The sequence below is a fragment of the Pectinatus frisingensis genome, from assembly GCF_015732285.1.
GTDB classification, from domain to species: Bacteria; Bacillota; Negativicutes; order Selenomonadales; family Selenomonadaceae; genus Pectinatus; species Pectinatus frisingensis.
The window spans coordinates 1-3,562 of record NZ_WIQU01000066.1; the positions used below are offsets into that span (position 1 = coordinate 1).

6 protein-coding genes and 3 tRNA genes are annotated in these 3,562 nt (G+C 34.4%); 3 read left to right on the top strand and 6 right to left on the bottom strand.

Features of this window, described 5'->3' with window-relative positions; all coding sequences use genetic code 11:
• Window positions 1-261: 261 nt before the first annotated feature.
• Complete coding sequence (locus tag I6751_RS12925) at window positions 262-726, top strand: HNH endonuclease domain-containing protein (protein WP_196590625.1); 465 nt, start codon at window positions 262-264, stop codon at window positions 724-726.
• A gap of 172 nt (window positions 727-898) precedes the next feature.
• On the top strand, window positions 899-1,459 hold the full coding sequence (locus I6751_RS13950; RefSeq protein ID WP_231037823.1) for a TM2 domain-containing protein: 561 nt from the start codon (window positions 899-901) through the stop codon (window positions 1,457-1,459).
• A 213-nt stretch (window positions 1,460-1,672) separates the two neighbouring features.
• Here I6751_RS13950 and I6751_RS12935 read toward each other — a convergent pair whose 3' ends face one another.
• The 3 genes from I6751_RS12935 to I6751_RS12945 form a co-directional block, all read right to left on the bottom strand.
• On the bottom strand, window positions 1,673-2,062 hold the full coding sequence (locus I6751_RS12935; RefSeq protein ID WP_196590624.1) for a type II toxin-antitoxin system HicB family antitoxin: 390 nt from the start codon (window positions 2,060-2,062) through the stop codon (window positions 1,673-1,675).
• Between the two features lie 31 nt (window positions 2,063-2,093).
• Window positions 2,094-2,276, bottom strand: coding sequence for a type II toxin-antitoxin system HicA family toxin (locus I6751_RS12940; RefSeq protein WP_196590623.1), 183 nt, complete (start codon window positions 2,274-2,276; stop codon window positions 2,094-2,096).
• Window positions 2,277-2,449: 173 nt separating this feature from the next.
• Window positions 2,450-2,677 carry a hypothetical protein gene (locus I6751_RS12945; protein WP_196599123.1) on the bottom strand — a complete coding sequence of 76 codons (228 nt, stop codon included), beginning with the start codon at window positions 2,675-2,677 and terminating at the stop codon, window positions 2,450-2,452.
• A gap of 317 nt (window positions 2,678-2,994) precedes the next feature.
• Here I6751_RS12945 and I6751_RS12950 point away from each other — a divergent pair, with 317 nt between their 5' ends.
• Entirely contained in the window at window positions 2,995-3,150 is a 156-nt protein-coding gene (locus I6751_RS12950) for a hypothetical protein (protein WP_196599124.1), read from the top strand.
• A 115-nt stretch (window positions 3,151-3,265) separates the two neighbouring features.
• On the opposite strand, the gene I6751_RS12955 is transcribed toward I6751_RS12950, so the two are convergent.
• The 3 genes from I6751_RS12955 to I6751_RS12965 all read right to left on the bottom strand — a co-directional run bounded on the left by I6751_RS12955 (window position 3,266) and on the right by I6751_RS12965 (window position 3,532).
• Window positions 3,266-3,356: transfer RNA gene (locus I6751_RS12955), tRNA-Ser, on the bottom strand.
• Window positions 3,357-3,372: 16 nt separating this feature from the next.
• Window positions 3,373-3,448 (bottom strand) — tRNA-Trp (locus tag I6751_RS12960).
• A gap of 8 nt (window positions 3,449-3,456) precedes the next feature.
• Window positions 3,457-3,532, bottom strand: a tRNA-His gene (locus I6751_RS12965).
• Between the last annotated feature and the right edge of the window lie 30 nt (window positions 3,533-3,562).

Here is a 3,562-nt window from a genome sequence, read left to right on the forward strand (position 1 = left end):
CTAAATATTGACATAGGACCAAATTGTCTAAAATCTATTTATACATTTCAAGAATTGGTTTTATAGTAATGTATTGTTATAATGTGAATATAATTTTATATTAAACAATTATCTGGAGGACTATATGTCAAAAGTCGATATAATATCTTTGGTCTGTGAAAAGTTAGACAACAATTGTATTGCAGATGCAAAAAAATAATAAATAAGCAATACCCTTTTAAAAAGACAACTGTAAATAAAAGGTCATATTCTAAAGCTGAAATGCTACAAATATTTGTGCGTGATGGTTTTATTGATCGATACACTGGAAATAAATTGATTTTCCCCGGAACTTTACGAATATTATCAGAACTAATGCCGCAGGAATTTCCTTATCACCTAAATTGGAAAATGGATGCGTGCCATATTGCTTGGTGGCAACTTTCACCAACAATAGATCATATTTTACCAATTGCCAGGGGTGGTAATAATGAACCTGATAATTTAGTTTGCACATCAATGTTAAAAAATAAGACAAAAGACAACTTTCTCTTGGATGAATTGGGCTGGAATTTATTTCCAGCGGGTGATTTTGAAAAATGGGATGGGTTAATAAATTGGTTTATTAAATACGTGGAAAACAATCGCTCTATATTAAACTGCAATTATATCGCAAATTGGTATAAACCAGTTAAACATGTGTTAAATAACATGCGCCGTTTATCTGACATTTACATTGCTCATTGATTTTTATTCTGCACCCGCAGCGTCCGCATATTTTTGTCAGCATGCCATCAAACCACCCTCTTTCTTTTAACATGTAGCTACCTTTTTTAATTTATTGTTATTTTCCTGATTTATTTTAAATATATGATATAATGATAAAAGTTTTTATTATAAATAAAAGGAAGTGTTTTAAATGCTCACCTCAGATAAGAACGAAATCATCACAGTATCAGAATATGGCCTTCAACTTGAAAAGGACGGAAATACACAGAACATAAGTTTCTCTGATATTAAGGACATGCAAATTGCTGAAGGTAACATTTTAGAAATAAAAACAGAAACTGTTATCTTAAAATACCAATTAGTTGGTACAGAAAATAATCAGGATTTTATGAATGATTTTGGTATTAAAAAATTAAAGGCTAATAGAAAAGAAAAATCTACTGAGCAAAACAATGCTAATAATACTGGTAATATTAATCAAATAACAGTTAATGTGCCTGATACCAATAGCCAAGACTTAGCAAAATTTGCTGTCATTGCTGGGAAAAAACCAGTAAGTAAAGTCGTATACTGCGTATTAGCAATATTATTAGGTGGAATAGGAATCCATAAATTTTATACAGGTAAAATAGGTCTCGGAATCGTATATCTAATTTTCTGTTTTACAGGTATTCCTTTTATTATTGGTATTATAGAAGGGATTGCCGCATTAACAAAAGACACTGATTCAGAAGGACGTATTTATCTATAAAATTTTATTGGTGGACATAGCTGTATAATAAAATTAATTTATTATTAAAAATATATAAAATGCTATTATGCGTCTATATTTACGTTATACGACAAAGAAAAGATTTACGGCTTTTCTCATAAAGTAGAGAATTCTTTATAGTTCTCTGCTTTTTATTTATATGCTTATTAAAAAGCGTACCAGCATCGCTGATACGCTAAAATTTTAAAACTTTTATGCCAACTGTTTTTTTAAAGCTTCCTGTAATACTTGAGAAAAATTAACATTATTTTCTTCAGCCAGTGTATTAAGCCATGATGGGATTGTCAGTGTCTTTTTTACCGCCTTATTGTCTACTCTTCGCAAATAAGCAAGCTCATCCCAATCAATGAGTGTCACAAAATCCTTGCCCTTTGTTTTTATATCACCAGGATCAGTTGATGGGGGAAAAGCTTTATTATCCTGGCACAGAGTATATAAATATATTCCCAAGGCATCTTGTGCCATCTCCAGTGCCTCGGGCAATGAATCCCCCTCTGTAACACATCCTAATAGATCAGGAAATTCGACCGAGTATCCTACGGTTTCAGCATGAAATACCGCTGGATAAATAGCTTTTTTCATATGCACGCCTCCTCTATTAAAACAACAGGGGCTATTTAAGCCCCGCCTGTTTTAGAATGCTGTTCAGGGTTACGGGTTTTAGGTCTTTATTATGCAGTGGCACTACTGACATTTCCTGTTTAACTGGATGTTTCAGTATGTGGTGCGAGCCTTGCACTCGCTCTATGTACCACCCATTAGCCTGCAAGATTTTTATTAATTTTTTCGGCTTCATCCTATCCCTCCTGACAAGTATATTATGGCACGTATTAATACGTATTTAAAGATATTCAAATAAAAACTTTATATAAAAATTAGGCATAATAAAAGGCCGCCTGATTCCTCAGACGATCGTAATTTCAAAATAGATACACTACCAATTAAATGTAGTAACCGTGTTCGTCAAATTTATTTTTTATGCATGTAATCCAAAAACATCACTGCTGACATTGTTCTTTTTACCTGATAGGCAGCAATATCATTTTGAGTCAGATAGCACCGCCCGAATATATTTTTCATAGCCGCCCATATATTAAACGGAATCATATAATACTTATCCATAATTCCGCAGCATACATATGCAGCCGCCCCAGATGCCAAATGCTGTGACAGCATATCAAATTGTGTATGTGTCAAAACTGATTGGCTAATCCTGTCCTTATCGGTAAGTTTTGTATATCACCGCCCGGCCATTAAAGATTGTAATGCTTTATAGCTTTTTTGATTTTTTATCTGCAAACTAATCCCCCTTACCATAAATATGTTTCATGAAGCATTACGAGAAAAAAAAGTTGCATTACGCCTTGGAACTATGGACGATACAAATTGTTCTTGGTCAATAAAACCTCAAAAGGTAAAAGAATTGTACAGTCATAAAATAGAAATTGACGATCTAAAAGAGGATGATTATTATCTCATAACGCATCAAAAAGGTGTAGATATGAGAATAGGTATTGATAAACGTAAAAACACCTTCCGTCAAACAAAAGGAAGTCCAAATTTTTACAGATAATGAAATACGGTTGTTGCCTGAAGAAGCGAAGCATCATCGTAACTATCCGATTGTATTACTGGCCTATACAACAGGTATGCGTTTATCTGAAATATGAAGAATTTTGTTTTTTGGCATTAAGGACGACCATATGTAATTGCAGACCAATTGCAGACTAGATAGCAAAAAAGCGACACCAGAAATTTCTTTCCAATGCCGCAAATCTTACGAAATGGCGGAGTGAGAGAGATTCGAACTCTCGCACCGGTTACCCGGTCTAACGATTTAGCAAACCGTCCTCTTCAGCCTCTTGAGTATCACTCCAGCTGTATTAATAAAATGGCAGGGGCAGAAGGACTTGAACCCTCAACCAATGGTTTTGGAGACCACTACTCTACCAATTGAGCTATACCCCTATCTTAAATGGGGTGACTAGTGGGGATCGAACCCACGCGTAACGGAGCCACAATCCGCCGTGTTAACCGCTTCACCATAGCCACCATATTACAGCAATATCAGGTCATCGCAAA